This is a genomic window from Chthonobacter albigriseus (assembly GCF_013839445.1).
Lineage (GTDB): Bacteria > Pseudomonadota > Alphaproteobacteria > Rhizobiales > Pleomorphomonadaceae > Chthonobacter > Chthonobacter albigriseus.
Genome location: NZ_JACDIT010000001.1, coordinates 1,629,959 through 1,646,500 on the forward strand (window position 1 = coordinate 1,629,959; position 16,542 = coordinate 1,646,500).

Below are 16,542 nucleotides of genomic sequence, written 5' to 3' on the forward strand. Positions count from 1 at the left end.
GGCCGGCGCGGCGAGCCATGCTCCGGACACTCAGGAGGTCGTCCGCATGAATCACATGGCACACCCGATCGCGCGCCTCGGCACGGAGGTCGCCGCCGGCCTCGTCGGTCACGAGGTGATGGTCGAGCGCCTGCTGGTCGCTCTCCTCGCCGGAGGTCACGTCCTGATCGAAGGACCGCCCGGCATCGCCAAGACCCGCGCCGTCAAGCGGCTGGCGGCCTACCTCCCCGGGAGCCATGCGCGGATCCAGTGCACGCCGGACCTGATGCCTTCCGACCTCACCGGCACCCAGGTGTACCGGCCGGAGACGGGATCCTTCGACTTCGTGCCGGGCCCTCTCTTCCATTCCCTCGTGCTCGTCGACGAGATCAACCGCGCGCCGCCGAAGGTGCAGTCCGCGCTCTTGGAGGCCATGGCCGAAAGCCAGGTGACCTCCTCCGGCGTGACCCGCCGCCTGCCGGATCCCTTCATGGTCGTCGCGACCCAGAATCCGATCGAGCACGAAGGCACCTTCCCGCTGCCCGAAGCCCAGATGGACCGCTTTCTGCTGCACATCTCGCTCGGCCTGCCGCTCGCCGATCAGGAGCGCGCGATCCTCGATCTGGTTGCCGCAGAACGGATCGCGCCGCCGACGGCAGAAGCCGAGCCGATGTCCGTCGACACCATCCACCGTGCCCGGCTGGAGGCTGCCGGCGTGCACCTGTCGCCGGCGCTCAAGGACTTCATCGTCCGCCTCGTGATGGCCTCTCGACCCGGCGGCGCGGTCGCCGAATGGGTGGAGCACGCCATCTCGCCGCGCGGCACACTGGCCCTGGCCGCCGCCGTCCAGGCTCGAGCCTGGCTGCAGGGTCGCGACTATGGCCTGCCCGAGGACGTCGTCGCGCTCGCGCCCGACGCGCTGGCGCATCGGCTGATCCCCACCTGGGCGGCCAACGCCGAAGGGCGGACCGGCCGAAGTCTCGTCGCCGACATCCTGCGGACCGTGGAGCCATGGTGACGGGGCCGCTGGACCGGCCCGGCATCCGCCTGACTGCGCCGGAACTGATCGCACTGCGGGAGACCGGCCTTGCCACGGGTCGCCATCGCCCGGCGACCCGGCGGCCCGGCGCGGTGCCCGCCAAACCGCCCGGAGCGGGTATCGACCTGCGCGAGATCAGGGCCTTCGTGGACGGCGACGACGCCCGCCGCATCGACCCCGCCGCGACGGCCCGCACTGGTCTGCCGCACATCCGCAGCTTCCACGAGGACCGCGACGACACGGTGCTGCTGATCGCGGACTTCCGTCCCGCGATGCTGTGGGGCACCAGGACCGCCCTGCGCTCGGTGCGCGGCGCGCGCGCCGTCGCCGAGCGTGGCTGGCGGGCTGTCGCCCGTGGCGCATCCGTCTCCGCCATGGGCATCGACGCGGTCGGCGTGTCCAGCCTGCCGCTCGGCGCAGGCGCCGCGCACATGAACCGGATCGCCTGGATGCTGGCGAGCCTGCACGACCGCGCGCTCTCGGCCCGAAGGGAGACCCCGGATCTTGCCGCCGCGCTCACCCGTGCCGCGAGCCTTGCCCCGCCCGGCGCGGAGGTGGTCCTGGCGGCCGGGGCGGACAGCATTGCCGCCGCCGACGAGCCGGCGCTCGCCCGCCTCGCGCGTCGGCGTCGCGTGACGCTGCTGCTGCCGCTCGACCCCGCCGAAATCGCGCCGCCTGCCGCGCCGGTGCCGATCCGCTGCGGCCCGCTCGGCCGGGTAGCGAGGCTGGTCGCTTTCGACCCCGTGCCGCTCGCCCGGCACCTGCGGACCCTCAACGTCATGCTCGAGATCGTCACCGATGACACAGGCTGAGCTGATCCAGGCCCTTCCGGCGGGGCGATTGCCACCGTCGCTGATCGAGCTCGGCGCGGCCGATCTGCTCGCCCTGTTCGGCGTCGGGTTGGTCCTCGGTGCCATCCTGGCTGCCATCCTCGCCCCCTTCCTCAAGCGCACGCCGTCCCGCCGCGCCCGGGTTCGTGCGACCCGCGGTCTTGCCCCGCAGGAACGGGTTCTGGCCGTGGCGAAGCTGCTGGGCGAGATGCCGGAGCCATTGCGGCCGTCCGCCTACGTCCCCTGGCCGTCGGTCACCGACGCGGAGATCGAGCATGCCGCGATGACGGCGAGGCTGAGACGTCGATGAGCTTCGCATTTCCCTGGGCCCTGCTGCTCTTCCTGCTGCCATGGCTGGCGCGACGCGTCCTGACGGCCCGCTCCGCCGCCGACGCCGCCCTGGTCGTTTCGCAGAGCGCCTTCTCGGCGGCGTTGCCAGCCGGAGCGCATGGCGGCCGTGTCGGCGCCACGTTGGCCGCCGGCGCCTGGATCGCTCTCGTCCTGTCGCTCGCCGGCCCGCGCTTGCCGGTGACCACCGACCTCGTCACCGCGTCCGGCCGCGAGATCATCCTGGCGCTCGACCTCTCCGGCAGCATGGTCAAGGAAGACTTCGTCCTCGACGGCAAGCCGCTGACCCGCCTCGACGCGGTCAAACGCGTCGCCTCCCGCTTCGTCAGGACCCGCAAGGGCGACCGCGTCGGCCTGGTCATCTTCGGCGACCGGGCCTATGTCGCCCAGCCCCCCACCTTCGACGTCGCTGCCGTGGCAGGCGCCATCGAGACCGCCCAGATCGGCATCTCCGGCCGCTCGACCGCGATCTCGGACGGCCTGGGACTGGCCGCCAAGCGCCTGACCGAAAGCGATGCGACCACCAAGGTCGTCGTCCTTCTGTCGGACGGCGTCGACACCTCAGGCAAGGTCCGCGCGAACGATGCCGCCGGCCTCGCGGCGCGCCACGGCATCCGGGTGCACACCATCGCCCTCGGCCCGGAGGACCTGGAGAACCAGCCGATGTCCCGCGATGCGGTGGACGCCGCAACCCTGCGCGCCGTGGCTGAAGCCGGTGGCGGCGAGAGCTTCCGCGTCCGCACCATGGCCGACCTCGACGCGATGGCGGCCTCGCTGGACCGGCTGGAGCCCAATCCGATGCGCCGCCCACCGATGCAGGTCTGGCGCGACCTCTGGATGTGGCCCGGTGGCGCGGCCCTCGCCTTCGCCTTGATCCTCGCCGTGCGGAGGGCTCCATGAGCACCCTCGTTCTGTTGCGGCCCTGGTGGCTGCTGGTCCTTCCCGTCGTGGCCGCCCTGGCGCTCTGGCGCTGGCAGCGCGGGCCGTCAGCGGGCGGCTGGGAAACGGTGATGCCGCCGGCCATGCTAGCGGCGATGCGGGCGCTCGGCCATCTCAAGGGAGAGACGCGCCGTGGCGGCTTCGCGCCGGTGGCGGCCGCCGCGATGATCACAGTCGGGCTCGCCGGCCCTGCGGTTCCGCGGAGCGACGCGCCGCTCCTCGCCGAGTCCGGCGCGCTCCTCGTCGCCATCGACATGTCGCCCTCGGTCGCGAGCGGCCCGGGGCTGGCCGATGCGCAGGCCGCCGCCGCCGACGTCCTGTCGGCGGCAGGTGGCCGTCCCGTGGGGCTGATCCTGTTTTCCGGCGAAGCCTACGAGGCCGCTGCCCCGACCGCCGATCCGGCGACGCTTGAGAGTCTGATCGCCGTTCTCGGTCCGGAAACGATGCCCGGCAAGGGAAGCCGGCCCGCCGCCGCCCTGGCGTTGGCCCGCCAGATGTTCGCGGGCAACCGCGACGCCGATCTCGTCCTGATCTCGGACGGGGGTGGTCTTGACGACGCCTTCGTCGCCGAAGCGGAACGCCTCGTTGCCGGGGGCGCTCGCCTGTTCGTCCTCACTGTCGATAGCACTGCGGAAGGAGCGGCCGGTCCCGACCGCCTCGCCGCGCATGCCACCGCCGCCGCCACGGCACTCGATCCGGCCGCAGTGCTCGACCGGCTTTCCGGACCGGGGGCGCTCGGCCGCGATCCTTCCGTCGCCGCCCTGCGGTTCAGGGACCTCGGACCGCTCGTCGCGGGTTTCGCCCTCGTCCCGCTGGCCGTCCTGTTCCGGAGGCGAGCATGAACAGGACGATGCTTGTCGCCCTTGCCGGTCTCGCCTGCATCGCCCTCGGAGGCCCCGCCGCCTGGGGTCGCCTGGCGTTCCACCTCGGCCTGCCCGGCGCTTCGATGATCCTCGATGATCCCGCCGCCCATGGTCTGGCCCTCTATCGCAGCGGCGACTTCGCGGCGGCCGACGCTGCGTTCGAGCGGGCCGGACGCGGCCAGACCTTCAACCGCGCCCTGACGCTGGCCGCCGTGGGCCGACATTCCCTGTCGGTCGCCTACCTCGACGCCGTGCTCTTCGCAACTCCGGGCGATGCCGAGGCGCGCCGCGTCCGCGATCTCGTCGACGGAATGGTTGAGAAGACGCGAGGCGAAGGCGTGGTCCCGGGTCGGATCGCAGGTCTCGGCGGCCTCTCGGTCTCCACGGACACCAATGCGCAGGGCATGCCCAGCACGCCGGATCCGGAATGGAAGAAGCCGATCGAGGCTAGAGGCTTCGTGGCGACCGACGCCTGGCTGGAGACCATCACCGACGATCCCGGCGAGTTCCTGCGTCTCCGGCTCGAGAAGGAGCACGAACGGCGGGCCGGCCTCGGTCTCGTCCGACCCCTGGAGGGTGACCCATGGTGATCCGCCTCGCCCTCCTCTTCATTCTCGTCGCCGGCGGAGCCCGCGCGGACACGTTGCGCCTTGTCGTGCCGGCCGTAGCGCCCGTAGCGGGCGAGATGATCCCGGTCACGCTGCGAGGCGAATACACCAGCCTGATCACCCTGGAGAAACTGACGTTCCCTTCGTCGGACGCCTACGACTGGATGCAGATTTCCCGGGACGCCTGGTCGGAGGAGCGGATCGACGGTCGCACGGTCCGGGTCTTCCAGCGACGCCTCGCCGTCTTCCCGCGCCGGGCCGGGCCGCTGGCAATCGGGCCGGTCACCCACCACCTGACCGTGACCGGGGGCAGCGCGGCCCGGGAGTCGCTGGACGTCGTCGCCGAGGCGGTGACGCTTGCGATCGCGCCCTTCCCTGCCGAAGTGCCGCATCTCGCCGCCCGCGCCCTGATAGTCGAGGACGACCTCTCCGCCCGCCCGGGTGAACTCGGTGACGGCGAGACGCTGGTCCGCCGGGTGACCTTGCGCGTGGACGGAGCACTTCCGCAGCAACTGCCGCCACGCCCCTCCATGCGCGAGCCGTGGTTGATCAGCTTCACCGCGCCGGAGATCCGCGAGATCAGGCCGACACCGGAGGGACCTCTCACCACCGTCGTCTGGGAATGGCACCTCCGCCCGCGGACGGGCGAACCGGGCGTTCTGCCCGCGGTGGAGATTCCCTGGTTCGACACCGGCGCACGCACGATGCGGGTTGCACAGATCCCGGCCATACCCTTCGGCTACGTCAGCTTCGGCGAGAACCGCGGCGGGACCGACGCTCTGCCGCCCCGGCAGATCGGCATGGCCGTCCTGGCCCTCGTCGCCGGCCTGCTGGCAGGGTTTTCCGCCTTGCTGATCGGCAGAAGCCCGAGCCGGGGGGCGGAGATTCTGAAAACGGTTCGCCGTCTGTGGCCGCTGGACCCGACCCGACGCGCCCTGCGGCAAGCAGCCCAGACCGGCGACCTCCTGGCCCTGAGGCGAGCGGCCGACCGGTATCTGCGCCGCCGGAGAGATCTGGGCCTTCCGGTGACGGGCCGCGAAACCTCAAAGCTCGACGCGGCTCTCTTCGGTCCCGCGTCCGGAGCCATCGGCTTCGACCCGGCCACCGATCTGGGTGAGATCCTCCGTCACCACGGGGCGACCGCAGACGGAATGCCACGGACGCGCTAGCGATCGGTGTCGCTGGCGCGTCCGTGACGAGTGGCTTTCGGTTACCGTCCGGTGCGCGACCGGAGATAGCCGACCGTCACCGTCGGATCGACGGTGCCCCAACGCCCGCCGAACCATCCGGCCACCGCTCCGAGAAGCAGCGCGATCGCGGAGAACAGGGCCGCGGTGGAAACCGCAGATGCAGCCGTATCGGCCGCTTCGGTGGCCTGCTGCTTCGCCTGCTCGACGGTCTGGCGATACTGCTGCTCGTACTGCTGGACTTCGGTTCTGGCCTGCTCCACCGGGATCTGACGGGCCTGCGCCAGAGTCTGCGCCGCAGTTTCGCGGGCCTGCTCGGCTTGGGCTTCGTCCCCGGTCACGAGCGCGCGGACGGCCGAAACCGCAGCGTCCCGGATGGCCGCCGGATCCTGTCCGCCGGTTGCCGAGCGAACCTGGTCTTCGATGGCCGAGAACGGGTCTGCGGCTTCGGTCAACCCGGGAGCAGCCGCTTCGACCGCCGTTTGGGCCGCGCCGCCCGCCGTCTGGGCGACATTGCCGAGGGCGTTCGAGACGGTTCCGTAGAGGCCGCCAAGGACTCCGCCGAGCGTCGAGGTCAGCAGGTAGAAGATGACGAGGGTGGTAAGGGCCCACGACGTCAGGCCATGCCAGCCGGCTGTGGATTCCTTCGGCTTTCCGGCGAGTCGGCCTGCCGTATAACCGCCGGCCAGCGATGCGATGATCCCCGCGATCGTCCACCAGATGCCGGCGCCGATGGAGAACGAGCTGACGGCAGGGCTGTCGCCGCCGACCGGATCGATGCTGGCTGCCCCGACCCCGATCCCGAACAGGTTCAGGATGAGATGCGTGACCAGGCTGACGACCACGCCTGCGAGAACGGCCCCCCAGGAAACTTTGTTGAGCATGATCGAGCGGGCATCCTCGGCCGGGGTGACCGGTGAAATGTGAGGAGCATCATCGTCGCCTAGGGTCCTTGGCGTCGATGGGTGGTTCGTGGCTGTCATGGAAGCGTCTCCCGACGAATTTGGACTAGGTGCAGTGGTCTTCGAACATCTGGCGACTCCGATCGTTCCTGCCGAGCGGTTGTCGTCGGGGGCAACAGTCCGCAGTTCCTCCGGCCCATGTGAGCCGATCGATTGCGGTGCGGGCAGGCCGAGCCCTATCCTTGGCTTCAAGCGAGGCGACAACGCCGCTTATGATCGGGATTGCAGGAATGGATACGGCTCCCCTCTGGACACCGTCGCCCGACAGGGCGGCAGCGGCGGCGATCAACCGCTTTCGCGGCGTCTGCGAGCAGCGCGCCGGGAGGACGCTTCCGGATACCGTGGCGTTGCATGCATGGTCCGTGGCGGAACCGGCCGCCTTCTGGGAAGCCGTTTGGGACGTCTGCGGCGTGATCGGCGAAAAGGGCCCCCGCAAGCTGGTGGACGGCGAGCGGATGCCGGGAGCCCGCTTCTTCCCGGACGCGACCTTGAACTTTGCGGAGAACCTGCTCGCCAGGCCAGGCCCGGACAGTGCGGACGCGCTTGTCTTCCGGGCCGAGGACAAGACCGCGGGACGGCTTTCCTGGAGAGACCTGACGGCGCTGGTCTCCCGACTTCAACAGGCGCTCGCGGCCGCAGGCGTCGGCGTGGGAGACCGCGTGGCCGCCCTGCTACCGAACATCCCGGAGGCGGTCGCGGCCATGCTGGCGGCAACCTCGCTGGGTGCGGTCTGGTCGTCGGCCTCGCCTGATTTCGGTCCGCGCGGCGTCACCGACCGTTTCGGCCAGATCGAGCCGAAGGTTCTCCTCACCGCCGACGGCTATTGGTACGGCGGCAAATCGATCCCGATCGGCGGCAAGCTGACGGAGATCCTGCCGCACCTGCCCACCGTCCGGATCGTGGTGGTGATCGACATCCTCGGCGCGGCCGGCGAGGTCGCAAACCGCTTGCCGAACGCGGTGACGTTCGCCGATTTCATCCGTCCTTTCGGGCCCAAGCTCCTGGACTTCGTGCGGTTGCCGTTCGACCAGCCGCTCTACATCCTCTTTTCCTCCGGCACGACCGGCGTGCCCAAGTGCATCGTCCACCGGGCAGGCGGGGTGCTGCTCCAGCACCTGAAGGAGCATGCCCTTCACGCCGACATCCGACCGGGCGACCGGATCTTCTACTTCACCACGCTCGGCTGGATGATGTGGAACTGGCTGGTCTCAGGATTGGCGGTCGGCGCGACGTTGCTGCTCTACGACGGCTCGCCGTTCCATCCCGGACCTGAAGCGCTGTTCGACTACGCGGACGCCGAAGGCATGACCTTCTTCGGCACCTCCGCCAAGTACATCGACGCGGTTCGGAAGTCCGGCCTCGTCCCGCGGCGGACGCACGCGCTCGACACCGTTCGAGCGATGGGCTCGACCGGATCGCCCCTGTCGCCGGAGAGCTTCGATTTCGTCTACCGTCACATCAAACCGGACATCCACCTCTCCTCGCTGTCCGGCGGCACCGACATCGTCTCCTGCTTCGTCCTCGGCGACCCCACGCGCCCGGTGTTCAAGGGCGAGATCCAAGGCCCCGGGCTCGGCCTCGACGTGCAGGTCTGGACGGAGGACGGCAGGCGGGCGGGCGTGGGAGTGAAGGGTGAACTCGTCTGCGTGAACCCCTTTCCGGCGATGCCGCTCGGGTTCTGGAACGATCCCGGAGAGACCAGGTACCGCTCCGCCTACTTCGAGCGCTTCGAAGGCGTATGGTGCCATGGCGACTTCGCGGAGTTGACGGTGCATGGCGGCTTCATCATCCATGGACGATCGGACGCCACGCTGAACCCCGGCGGCGTGCGCATCGGCACCGCCGAGATCTACGCCCAGGTGGAGCAGGTCCCCGAGGTGGTGGAGGCGCTCGCGATCGGGCAGGAGTTCGACGGCGACGTCCGCGTCGTCCTCTTCGTCCGTCTTCGGACCGGCGCTGTGCTCGACGCCGATCTCGACCGCCGGATCCGGGAAAGGATCCGTACCGGCGCCTCCCCCCGGCACGTCCCCGCGAAGATCCTCGCCGTCGCCGACATTCCGCGCACCAAGTCCGGCAAGATCACCGAACTCGCCGTGCGCGACGTGGTGCATGGTCGGCCCGTCAGCAACAAGGAGGCTCTCGCCAACCCCGAGGCGCTGGACCTGTTCAGGGACCTGCCGGAGCTCTCCTAGACGAAGCGGCGTCCGGCCAGCCGGCCTCCGTGTTTCCTAGTGGCCGGGCCGGTGCGGCGCTTTCTTTTTCCGCCGGCGCGCGACGATGTTCAGCCCCTCGACGAGCGCCGAGAAAGCCATCGCCGCGTAGATGTAGCCCTTCGGAACATGCACGCCGAAGCCCTCCGCGATCAGCGTGGTGCCAATCAGGAGGAGAAACCCGAGCGCCAGCATCACGACGGTCGGATTGGCCTGGATGAAGTTGGCGAGCGGATTGGCCGCGAGCAGCATCACCGCCACCGCGGTCAGGACGGCGATGACCATGACCGGAATGTGCTCCGTCATGCCCACGGCCGTGATGATGCTGTCGATCGAGAACACCAGATCCAGGATGAGGATCTGCGTGACCGCCGCCCCGAACGTGATGCCAGCCGCCTTGGCGTCGAACAGGTCGCCTTCGGGGTCCGGATCGACGTTATGGTGGATCTCCTTGGTCGCCTTCCACACCAGGAAGAGCCCGCCTGCGATGAGGATCATGTCCTTCCAGGAGAACGGCTGCCCGAACACGGTGAAGACCGGTTCCGTCAGCTGAACGATCCATGCGACGGTCCCCAGCAGCCCGAGCCGCAGGATGAGCGCGAGCCCGATACCCACGCGGCGGCCGCGTTCACGCTGACCTTCGGGAAGCTTGTTGGTCAGGATCGAGATGAAGATCAGGTTGTCGATGCCGAGCACCACCTCCATCACGATCAGAGTGGCAAGGGCGATCCAGACAGTCGGATCCACGGCCAGAGAACTGATGTAGTCCATCCATACCTGCTTTCGGAAGAAGAGGTGCGGTTATCGCAGATCCCGCAAGGCATGGTCGACAACAAAGTGACCCTCCCGAAAGATCCTCCACGGTTGCCGCCGGCTTTAAGCGTCTTTGAGTGCCGGGCTGACCCGAACGGACCGCCGCCAGATCGGCTCCGCTTTGACAAGGCGGGATGGAACGGGTCCAACGCCCTCCGTCGAACTGCCGATCTGCCCCATGATGCAGGAGACCAGTTCAGATACCGGCTGGCGGAATGTGGTCAGTTCGTAGGACGCCCAGCCGGCCTGTTCGATGTCGTCGAAACCCACCACGCTGAAAGCCTCGGGAATGCGCAGGCCGAGGTCATGACGGGCAGCATCCATGAACCCGAGTGCGAGGAGATCGGTCACGCAGAAGGCGGCGTCCGGCCGGTCGGCGCCGGCGAGCAGCGCGCGCGCACTCGCCGCGCCGGAGGCGTAGCTGGTCGGTCCCGCGCGGTGCGGCAGGGTCTCCAGGCCCAGCTTGGTGGCTTCCCGAATGAAGGCCTCCTCACGCGCGACGAGGCTAGCGGTTCCCGCTGTCGATGACACGACGGCGATCCGCCGGCAGCCGGCCCGCGCCAACATGGCGGCGGCGTCCCGCGCTGCGCCTTCGTTGTCGATCGACACCGTTCCGACGCCTTCGATCTGCTCGGAGCGGTTCAACAGCACAAGCCTCTGACCATTGTCCAGGCACGTCGTCACGATCGATGCCGGCGGCGAACCGGAAAGGATCACGCTGGCCTCCGCCCGGTAGTTGAGCGTCATCCGCAGGGCATGCTCCACCGACACCGGATCGCCGGCACAGTTCAGCACCATGGCGATCCGGCCGGCGTCCTGCAGTGCCAGCGTCAGCCCGTCGAGCATGGCCGCCTGGAGCGGCGTGCCGATGCCGGAGGCGATCAGGCAAACGATTCCGCTCTCGTTCCGGATCAGCCCCCGTGCGAGGTGGTTGACGTGGTAGCCGAGTGCCGCCGCCGCACGCAGCACCTTGTCGCGCGTCTCCGGCGAAACGCTTGCCCCGTCGGTGAAGGTCCGCGACACCGCGGATCGGGAAACACCGGCCTTTTCCGCAACCTTCTGGGCGTTCACCGTGGGCTTCCGTCTCACCACGGCCGTCATCCAAACCTCGTCTTCTGAAGTGCAATGCTGTTCACAGCATGCCCGGCATCAATCGTGGACGTCAAGCGAATGGTACGGAGTTGGCCGGTCACGCGCGCGGATTCGCACCTTGTATCGATCTGCACAGCTGTGCAAAGATGAAGTCAGACTGGAGCTATCCCATGACTTCGACCTCGACCGACCTGGACAGCCGTTTCGTCAGCCTGCAGGGCGTCATGCGCCAGGCGGGCATCCTGGCCCTGGAGGGCTTCCGCAAGGCGAAGTCGGTCCCGACCGCGATGAAGGGCCCGCAGGACTACCTGACCGAGACCGATGCGGCGGTCGAGCGACTGCTGCGCCGGGAACTGGCTGCGCTCCATCCCGGTGACGGCTTCATCGGCGAGGAGGAGGGTGGCGGACCGGCCGGGAATGTCTGGGTTGCCGATCCGATCGACGGGACGGCGAACTTCGCCCGCGGGATACCCCACTTCTGCATCTCGCTCGCCTTCGTCGGCGACGGCGTGACAGAACTGGGGGCGATCTACAATCCTGCCCTGGAGGAGCTGTGGCTCGCCCGGCGCGGGGCGGGCGCTTCGCTGAACGGCGCGCCGATCGCCGTCGCCGACACCCGCGATTTCCAGGCGGCGAGCATCGAGCTCGGTTGGTCGACCCGAATCCCCAACACCGCCTATCTGGACGTGGCCGGCGATCTGCTCGCGCTCGGCGCTAACGTCCGCCGTGCCGGCTCCGGCGCGCTCGGCCTTGCCTATGTGGCGGACGGTCGCCAGGACGGCTACGCCGAACTGCACATGAACCCCTGGGATTGCCTTGCCGGATTGCTGCTCGTCGCCGAGGCCGGAGGGAGGGTGAACGACTTCCTGGCGAACGGGTCGGGCCTTGCATCCGGCAATCCCGTTCTCGCCGTCACGCCTGCGCTGGCAGCGAGCGTTTCGGCGGCGACGGGGATCCCGCTCGCGCCGGACGCGACCGTCGACCGGGCCGCCTGATCTCCCGATCGTCCTCCGCCCGCGTTTCTAGCACCGGGCCGACGTCTTGCGTCGCATCCGTTCGCTCGATGTGGCTTCGTTCGGCACCCGGAACGGCGGGCGATCCTTCTCCCCCGGTTGTTAACAGAGTTACAGCCGTCACCGGTCTCCTGAAATCCTGAGTTTACAAGAGGCGGAGAACCTCGCTTCCAGTCCGCGCTTCGGAGGAGGCCGGACCTGGAGGAGATGGGCCGAAACCGGACCGGGATGCACCAGGGTCGGACGGCACTCAAGGGAGAACGACATGAGATCGAACCGCTTCAACCGCACCCTCATGGCCGCCGCGGCGGTTTCCGCGTTCTGGGCGGGGTCGGGGCAGGCTGCCGCCGAGTCGCTCACGCTCTACTGCAGTGTGCAGGAGGAGTGGTGCCAAGCCATGGTCAACGCGTTCACTGCCGAAACCGGCATCGACGTGGCGATGACCCGCAAGAGCTCCGGTGAGACCTTTGCCCAGATCCAGGCCGAGTCCGGCAACCCCAAGGGCGACGTCTGGTGGGGCGGCACCGGCGACCCGCATCTGCAGGCCGCCGAGGAAGGCCTGACGGAGGAGTACCAGTCTCCCCGTCTGGCCGAATTGCAGCCGTGGGCCCGGCAGCAGGCGGAAAGCTCGAAGAGCCGCACCGTCGGCATCTACGCCGGAGCGCTCGGCTTCGTCTACAACACCGAGATCGTCGCGGAGAAGAAGCTGCCCGAGCCGGCCTGCTGGGCCGATCTGGTGAAACCGGAATACAAGGGCGAGATCCAGATCGCCAACCCGAACTCGTCGGGCACCTCCTACACGGCTCTTGCGACCCTGGTGCAGTTGCTGGGTGAGCAACCGGCCTTCGACTATCTCGCCCAGCTCAACGCCAATGTGAACCAGTACACCAAGTCGGGCGCCGCTCCGGCGACCGCCGCCGCCCGGGGAGAGACCGCGATCGGCATCGTCTTCATGCACGACGGTGTCACACAGGTCGTCGGCGGCTTCCCGGTCAAGGTGGTCGCCCCCTGCGAGGGCACTGGCTACGAGATCGGCTCCATGAGCCTGATCAAGGGCGGTCCCAACCCGGACGCTGCGAAGAAGTGGTACGACTGGGCACTGTCGCCGGCGGCCCAGGAGATCGGCGCCACCGCCAACAGCTTCCAGGTGCCGTCGAACACCGGCGCGAAGACCCCGCCGGAGGCACCCAGCCTCGATACGGTGAAGCTGATCGACTACGACTTCGCGAAGTACGGTTCGTCCGATGAGCGCAAGCGGCTCCTGGGACGGTGGGACTCGGAGATCGGCTCCAAGAACTGAGGATCGGCGGCGGCGCCCCTCGGGGATCGCCGCCGCATCCTTCCGTCCGCGGGTCCGCGCTCCGTCGGCCTGGTGCGGCCGGTTTCGCGCGGGTCGGTCCGCCATCCCGTTCACCCGGAATCTGCTCCCATGAACCGCAGTCACGTTCTGTGGCTTGTCGCGGCCTGGCTCGGCTTCGCCGTGCTCCCGTGGCACGTTCCGTCCTCCCGCTTCGCCCACGAGGTGCCGTGGCCGTCCGGGTTGATGCTGTCCTTGACGGGCGCCGAGCCCTGGCTGGTTCCGATCGCGCTGGTGCTCGTTCTGCCGGCCATGGCGTTGGCCGCCGAGGGCATCGGTCGCGCCAATCTTCTTGTCGCGTCCGGATGCGCCGGGCTCGTCGCCCTCCTCGCCCAAGGCTTCCTGGTGGGCTTGGACGGTTGGGCGTTTGCGGCGCTGGACGAGGCCTTCGGAGCCGTCGAGGGACAGGCGGGACTGGGCCTCGGGGCCCTGGTGACGGCATTTGCGTTGCTTTTCCTGCTGACGACCGGGCTCGCCGGCCGGGGCGCCATGAAGGGCGACCGCTTCACCACCGGAGCGATCGGCCTAGTCGTTTCGTCGATTCTCGTCTTCGTGTTCTTTCCCGTGGCCCACATCCTCGCCGGTGCCGCGACGCCGGACGGCGACATGTCCGGCATGGCCGCTTTCGTGGCGCGGCTGACGGCGGCCGATATCTGGTCACTCGCCTGCCTTGCAGGGGAAGGCCGCTGCGGTGTCGCCTGGACCAGCGTCTTCGTCGCCACCCTGACCGGCATCGTGACGACCCTGCTCGGCCTTGCCTTCGCCCTTGTCGCGACCCGCACGAATTTCCCGTTCAAGCGCGCGCTGCGCCTGCTGACGGTGCTGCCGATCATCACGCCCCCCTTTGTCATCGGCCTTGCGGTGATCCTGCTGTTCGGCCGCAACGGCACGGTGACGCTCGCCCTCTCCGACTGGTTCGGACTGACCTCGACGCGCTGGATCTACGGCCTGCCCGGCATCCTGCTCACCCAGGCGCTCGCCTTCACGCCGATCGCCTTCCTGGTCATGGTAGGCATCGTGCAGGGCATCTCGCCGTCGATGGAGGAGGCTGCCCAGACGCTAAGGGCGGACCGTTGGCGCACCTTCCGGCGCGTGACCTGGCCGTTGCTGCGCCCGGGCCTCGCCAACGCCTTCCTGATCGGCTTTATCGAAAGCCTCGCCGATTTCGGCAATCCGCTTGTCCTCGGCGGCAACTACGAGGTGCTCTCCACCAAGATCTTCTACGCCGTCGTCGGCGCGCAGCACGATCCAGGCCGGGCGGCGGCACTGGCGATCGTGCTGCTTTCGCTCTGCATCGGCGCGTTCATGGCGCAGCGCCTGTGGCTCGGCCGCCGCAGCTACACCACCATGTCCGGCAAGGGCGATGCCGGCCTGCCGGCGGCGCTGCCCGGTTGGTTGAAGGCGTCGATCTACGCCGTCGCCCTTCCCTGGGCAGCCTTCACCTTCCTGCTCTACGTGCTCATCCTGTTCGGCGGCTTCGTGGTCAACTGGGGCCGCGACAACAGTTTCACGCTGCGCCACTACGAGACCGGCTTCGGTCTGGCCTGGGGCGAGCATGGCCTGCAGTGGACCGGACGGGCCTGGAACTCGCTGTTCACCACCCTCGAGATCGCCGCGGTCTCCGCGCCGTTGACCGCAGGGATGGGCCTTCTGACGGCCTATCTCCTCGTTCGCCAACGCTTCGCGGGCCAAGGCGCCTTCGAGTTCATGACGCTGCTGAGCTTCGCAATTCCCGGCACCGTCATCGGCGTCAGCTACATCCTGGCCTACAACGAGCCGCCGGTGGAACTGACGGGCACGGCGGTGATCCTCGTGCTCTGCTTCATCTTCCGCAACATGCCCGTGTCGATCCGGGCGGGCGTCGCGGCGATGAGCCAGATCGACCGCAGCCTCGACGAATGCGCGTTGACCTTGCGCTCGGGCAGTGCGCGAACGGTGCGCCGGGTGATCATCCCTCTCCTACGGCCGGCGATCGTCGCCGCGCTCGTCTACTCCTTCGTGCGGGCGATCACCTCCGTGTCGGCGGTGATCTTCCTGGTTTCCGCCCGCCACGACCTCGCGACCTCCTACATCGTCGGCCGCGTCGAGGCAGGCGACTTCGGACTCGCCATCGCCTATTCCTCGGTCCTGATCGTCCTGATGGGCCTCGGAATTCTCTTCATCCAGTGGATCGTGGGCGAACGGCGGCTGTCTCGCCGCTCGAGCGCCGACCTCAAGCCCTTCAAGGTGACCGCATGACCATCGCTCCCAAACCCGGCGGCGTCGAGTTCCGCAACGTCTCCCGACGCTACGGGGCCGTGGTGGCGGTCGACAACGTCAGTTTCGTCGTCGATCCCGGCACGCTCGTGACGCTTCTCGGCCCGTCGGGCTGCGGCAAGACCACCACGTTGCGCATGATCGCCGGCCTGGAGAGCGCGTCCTCAGGCACCATCATGATCGGTGGCAAGGACGTGACCCGCTTGCCGGCGACCGACCGCAACGTGACCATGGTGTTTCAGAGCTACGCTCTGTTCCCGCACATGACCGTGCTGGAGAACGTCGGCTTCGGCCTGGAGGTATCCCCCCTCTCCCGGTCCGAGCGGGAGGCGCGCAGTTCGGAAGGGCTCCGCCTCGTCGGCCTCGCCGGCTACGAAAAGCGGCTGCCGAGCGAGCTTTCCGGGGGTCAGCAGCAGCGTGTGGCCGTGGCCCGGGCGCTCGTGCTCGAACCGGAGGTGCTGCTCTTCGACGAACCCCTGTCGAACCTCGACGCCAAGCTCCGCCGGCGCATGCGCGACGACATCCGCGACCTCCAGCGCTCGCTCGGCCTCACTTCGGTCTACGTCACCCACGACCAGGAGGAGGCGCTCGCCGTCTCCGACCGGATCATCGTCATGAACCGGGCGGTCATCGCGCAGGAGGGCTCGCCGCGCGACCTCTATCAGCGTCCCGCCGACCGCTTCGTAGCCGACTTCATCGGAGGCGCCAACCTGATCGACGGCGTGGTCACCGGCCGTGACGGGCCCACCGCCACCGTCCGGGTCGGCGCGATGACCCTCGACGTCCAGGCCCCGGGAATCGCGACGGGCGACGTGGTCGTGGCCGTCCGGCCGCAGGCGATCCGGGTCGAGCCCGTGGCATCGGACGCCACGCTGGAAGTCACGGTGCGGAAGGCCACGTATCTGGGCTCGCACATGGAATATGCTCTCGACAGCGCGGTCGGCGAACTCTTCGCCGTGGACCAGGACGTGTCGCGGGCCGTGTCCACGGGATCCCTGGCGCACGTGCGCTTCGATCCCCGAGGGATCGCGCTGGTTGGCCGGTGA

The 16,542-nt window shown here is 68.9% G+C and carries 15 protein-coding genes; 12 read left to right on the forward strand and 3 right to left on the reverse strand.

Annotated features, from left to right (window positions below; translation table 11 throughout):
• Window positions 1-46: 46 nt before the first annotated feature.
• From HZ321_RS07380 to HZ321_RS07410, 7 genes are read left to right on the forward strand one after another with little or no spacing between them, the layout of a single operon-like run.
• Entirely contained in the window at window positions 47-997 is a 951-nt protein-coding gene (locus HZ321_RS07380; protein WP_181701532.1) for an AAA family ATPase, read from the forward strand.
• Window positions 991-1,830 (forward strand): DUF58 domain-containing protein, encoded by an 840-nt coding sequence (locus HZ321_RS07385; RefSeq protein ID WP_181701533.1) that lies wholly within the window; start codon window positions 991-993, stop codon window positions 1,828-1,830. Before HZ321_RS07380 ends, HZ321_RS07385 begins: the two co-directional genes overlap by 7 nt.
• Complete coding sequence (locus tag HZ321_RS07390; RefSeq protein ID WP_181701534.1) at window positions 1,817-2,158, forward strand: hypothetical protein; 342 nt, start codon at window positions 1,817-1,819, stop codon at window positions 2,156-2,158. Before HZ321_RS07385 ends, HZ321_RS07390 begins: the two co-directional genes overlap by 14 nt.
• Window positions 2,155-3,096, forward strand: a complete 942-nt coding sequence (locus HZ321_RS07395; protein WP_181701535.1) for a VWA domain-containing protein — start codon at window positions 2,155-2,157, stop codon at window positions 3,094-3,096. The genes HZ321_RS07390 and HZ321_RS07395 overlap by 4 nt, the downstream gene beginning before the upstream one ends.
• On the forward strand, window positions 3,093-3,977 hold the full coding sequence (locus tag HZ321_RS07400) for a VWA domain-containing protein (RefSeq protein ID WP_181701536.1): 885 nt from the start codon (window positions 3,093-3,095) through the stop codon (window positions 3,975-3,977). The genes HZ321_RS07395 and HZ321_RS07400 overlap by 4 nt, the downstream gene beginning before the upstream one ends.
• Complete coding sequence (locus tag HZ321_RS07405) at window positions 3,974-4,588, forward strand: hypothetical protein (protein WP_181701537.1); 615 nt, start codon at window positions 3,974-3,976, stop codon at window positions 4,586-4,588. Before HZ321_RS07400 ends, HZ321_RS07405 begins: the two co-directional genes overlap by 4 nt.
• On the forward strand, window positions 4,582-5,775 hold the full coding sequence (locus HZ321_RS07410) for a BatD family protein (RefSeq protein ID WP_181701538.1): 1,194 nt from the start codon (window positions 4,582-4,584) through the stop codon (window positions 5,773-5,775). Before HZ321_RS07405 ends, HZ321_RS07410 begins: the two co-directional genes overlap by 7 nt.
• A gap of 41 nt (window positions 5,776-5,816) precedes the next feature.
• Here HZ321_RS07410 and HZ321_RS07415 read toward each other — a convergent pair whose 3' ends face one another.
• On the reverse strand, window positions 5,817-6,776 hold the full coding sequence (locus HZ321_RS07415) for an ATP synthase subunit B family protein (RefSeq protein ID WP_194303997.1): 960 nt from the start codon (window positions 6,774-6,776) through the stop codon (window positions 5,817-5,819).
• A gap of 209 nt (window positions 6,777-6,985) precedes the next feature.
• Here HZ321_RS07415 and HZ321_RS07420 point away from each other — a divergent pair, with 209 nt between their 5' ends.
• Window positions 6,986-8,947 (forward strand): acetoacetate--CoA ligase, encoded by a 1,962-nt coding sequence (locus HZ321_RS07420; protein ID WP_181701539.1) that lies wholly within the window; start codon window positions 6,986-6,988, stop codon window positions 8,945-8,947.
• A 36-nt stretch (window positions 8,948-8,983) separates the two neighbouring features.
• Here the strand turns inward: HZ321_RS07420 and HZ321_RS07425 are convergent, their stop codons facing one another.
• Window positions 8,984-9,736 carry a TerC family protein gene (locus HZ321_RS07425; protein WP_181701540.1) on the reverse strand — a complete coding sequence of 251 codons (753 nt, stop codon included), beginning with the start codon at window positions 9,734-9,736 and terminating at the stop codon, window positions 8,984-8,986.
• Between the two features lie 105 nt (window positions 9,737-9,841).
• A complete protein-coding gene (locus HZ321_RS07430) occupies window positions 9,842-10,879 on the reverse strand; it encodes a LacI family DNA-binding transcriptional regulator (protein WP_181701541.1) in 1,038 nt (345 codons plus the stop codon).
• Window positions 10,880-11,040: 161 nt separating this feature from the next.
• Between HZ321_RS07430 and HZ321_RS07435 the strand changes: the two genes are divergently transcribed.
• From HZ321_RS07435 to HZ321_RS07450, 4 genes are all read left to right on the forward strand, one after another.
• Window positions 11,041-11,865, forward strand: a complete 825-nt coding sequence (locus HZ321_RS07435) for an inositol monophosphatase family protein (protein ID WP_181701542.1) — start codon at window positions 11,041-11,043, stop codon at window positions 11,863-11,865.
• A 283-nt stretch (window positions 11,866-12,148) separates the two neighbouring features.
• A complete protein-coding gene (locus tag HZ321_RS07440; protein ID WP_181701543.1) occupies window positions 12,149-13,183 on the forward strand; it encodes an ABC transporter substrate-binding protein in 1,035 nt (344 codons plus the stop codon).
• Window positions 13,184-13,312: 129 nt separating this feature from the next.
• Window positions 13,313-15,478 carry an ABC transporter permease gene (locus tag HZ321_RS07445; protein ID WP_181701544.1) on the forward strand — a complete coding sequence of 722 codons (2,166 nt, stop codon included), beginning with the start codon at window positions 13,313-13,315 and terminating at the stop codon, window positions 15,476-15,478.
• Complete coding sequence (locus HZ321_RS07450) at window positions 15,475-16,542, forward strand: ABC transporter ATP-binding protein (RefSeq protein ID WP_181701545.1); 1,068 nt, start codon at window positions 15,475-15,477, stop codon at window positions 16,540-16,542. The genes HZ321_RS07445 and HZ321_RS07450 overlap by 4 nt, the downstream gene beginning before the upstream one ends.

Bases quoted from the DNA above. Each gene is read 5' to 3' on its own strand.
- HZ321_RS07380 (WP_181701532.1), top strand. From the start codon at position 47: ATGAATCACATGGCACACCCGATCGCGCGCCTCGGCACGGAGGTCGCC.
- HZ321_RS07385 (WP_181701533.1), top strand. From the start codon at position 991: ATGGTGACGGGGCCGCTGGACCGGCCCGGCATCCGCCTGACTGCGCCG.
- HZ321_RS07390 (WP_181701534.1), top strand. From the start codon at position 1,817: ATGACACAGGCTGAGCTGATCCAGGCCCTTCCGGCGGGGCGATTGCCA.
- HZ321_RS07395 (WP_181701535.1), top strand. From the start codon at position 2,155: ATGAGCTTCGCATTTCCCTGGGCCCTGCTGCTCTTCCTGCTGCCATGG.
- HZ321_RS07400 (WP_181701536.1), top strand. From the start codon at position 3,093: ATGAGCACCCTCGTTCTGTTGCGGCCCTGGTGGCTGCTGGTCCTTCCC.
- HZ321_RS07405 (WP_181701537.1), top strand. From the start codon at position 3,974: ATGAACAGGACGATGCTTGTCGCCCTTGCCGGTCTCGCCTGCATCGCC.
- HZ321_RS07410 (WP_181701538.1), top strand. From the start codon at position 4,582: ATGGTGATCCGCCTCGCCCTCCTCTTCATTCTCGTCGCCGGCGGAGCC.
- HZ321_RS07415 (WP_194303997.1), bottom strand. From the start codon at position 6,776: ATGACAGCCACGAACCACCCATCGACGCCAAGGACCCTAGGCGACGAT.
- HZ321_RS07420 (WP_181701539.1), top strand. From the start codon at position 6,986: ATGGATACGGCTCCCCTCTGGACACCGTCGCCCGACAGGGCGGCAGCG.
- HZ321_RS07425 (WP_181701540.1), bottom strand. From the start codon at position 9,736: ATGGACTACATCAGTTCTCTGGCCGTGGATCCGACTGTCTGGATCGCC.
- HZ321_RS07430 (WP_181701541.1), bottom strand. From the start codon at position 10,879: ATGACGGCCGTGGTGAGACGGAAGCCCACGGTGAACGCCCAGAAGGTT.
- HZ321_RS07435 (WP_181701542.1), top strand. From the start codon at position 11,041: ATGACTTCGACCTCGACCGACCTGGACAGCCGTTTCGTCAGCCTGCAG.
- HZ321_RS07440 (WP_181701543.1), top strand. From the start codon at position 12,149: ATGAGATCGAACCGCTTCAACCGCACCCTCATGGCCGCCGCGGCGGTT.
- HZ321_RS07445 (WP_181701544.1), top strand. From the start codon at position 13,313: ATGAACCGCAGTCACGTTCTGTGGCTTGTCGCGGCCTGGCTCGGCTTC.
- HZ321_RS07450 (WP_181701545.1), top strand. From the start codon at position 15,475: ATGACCATCGCTCCCAAACCCGGCGGCGTCGAGTTCCGCAACGTCTCC.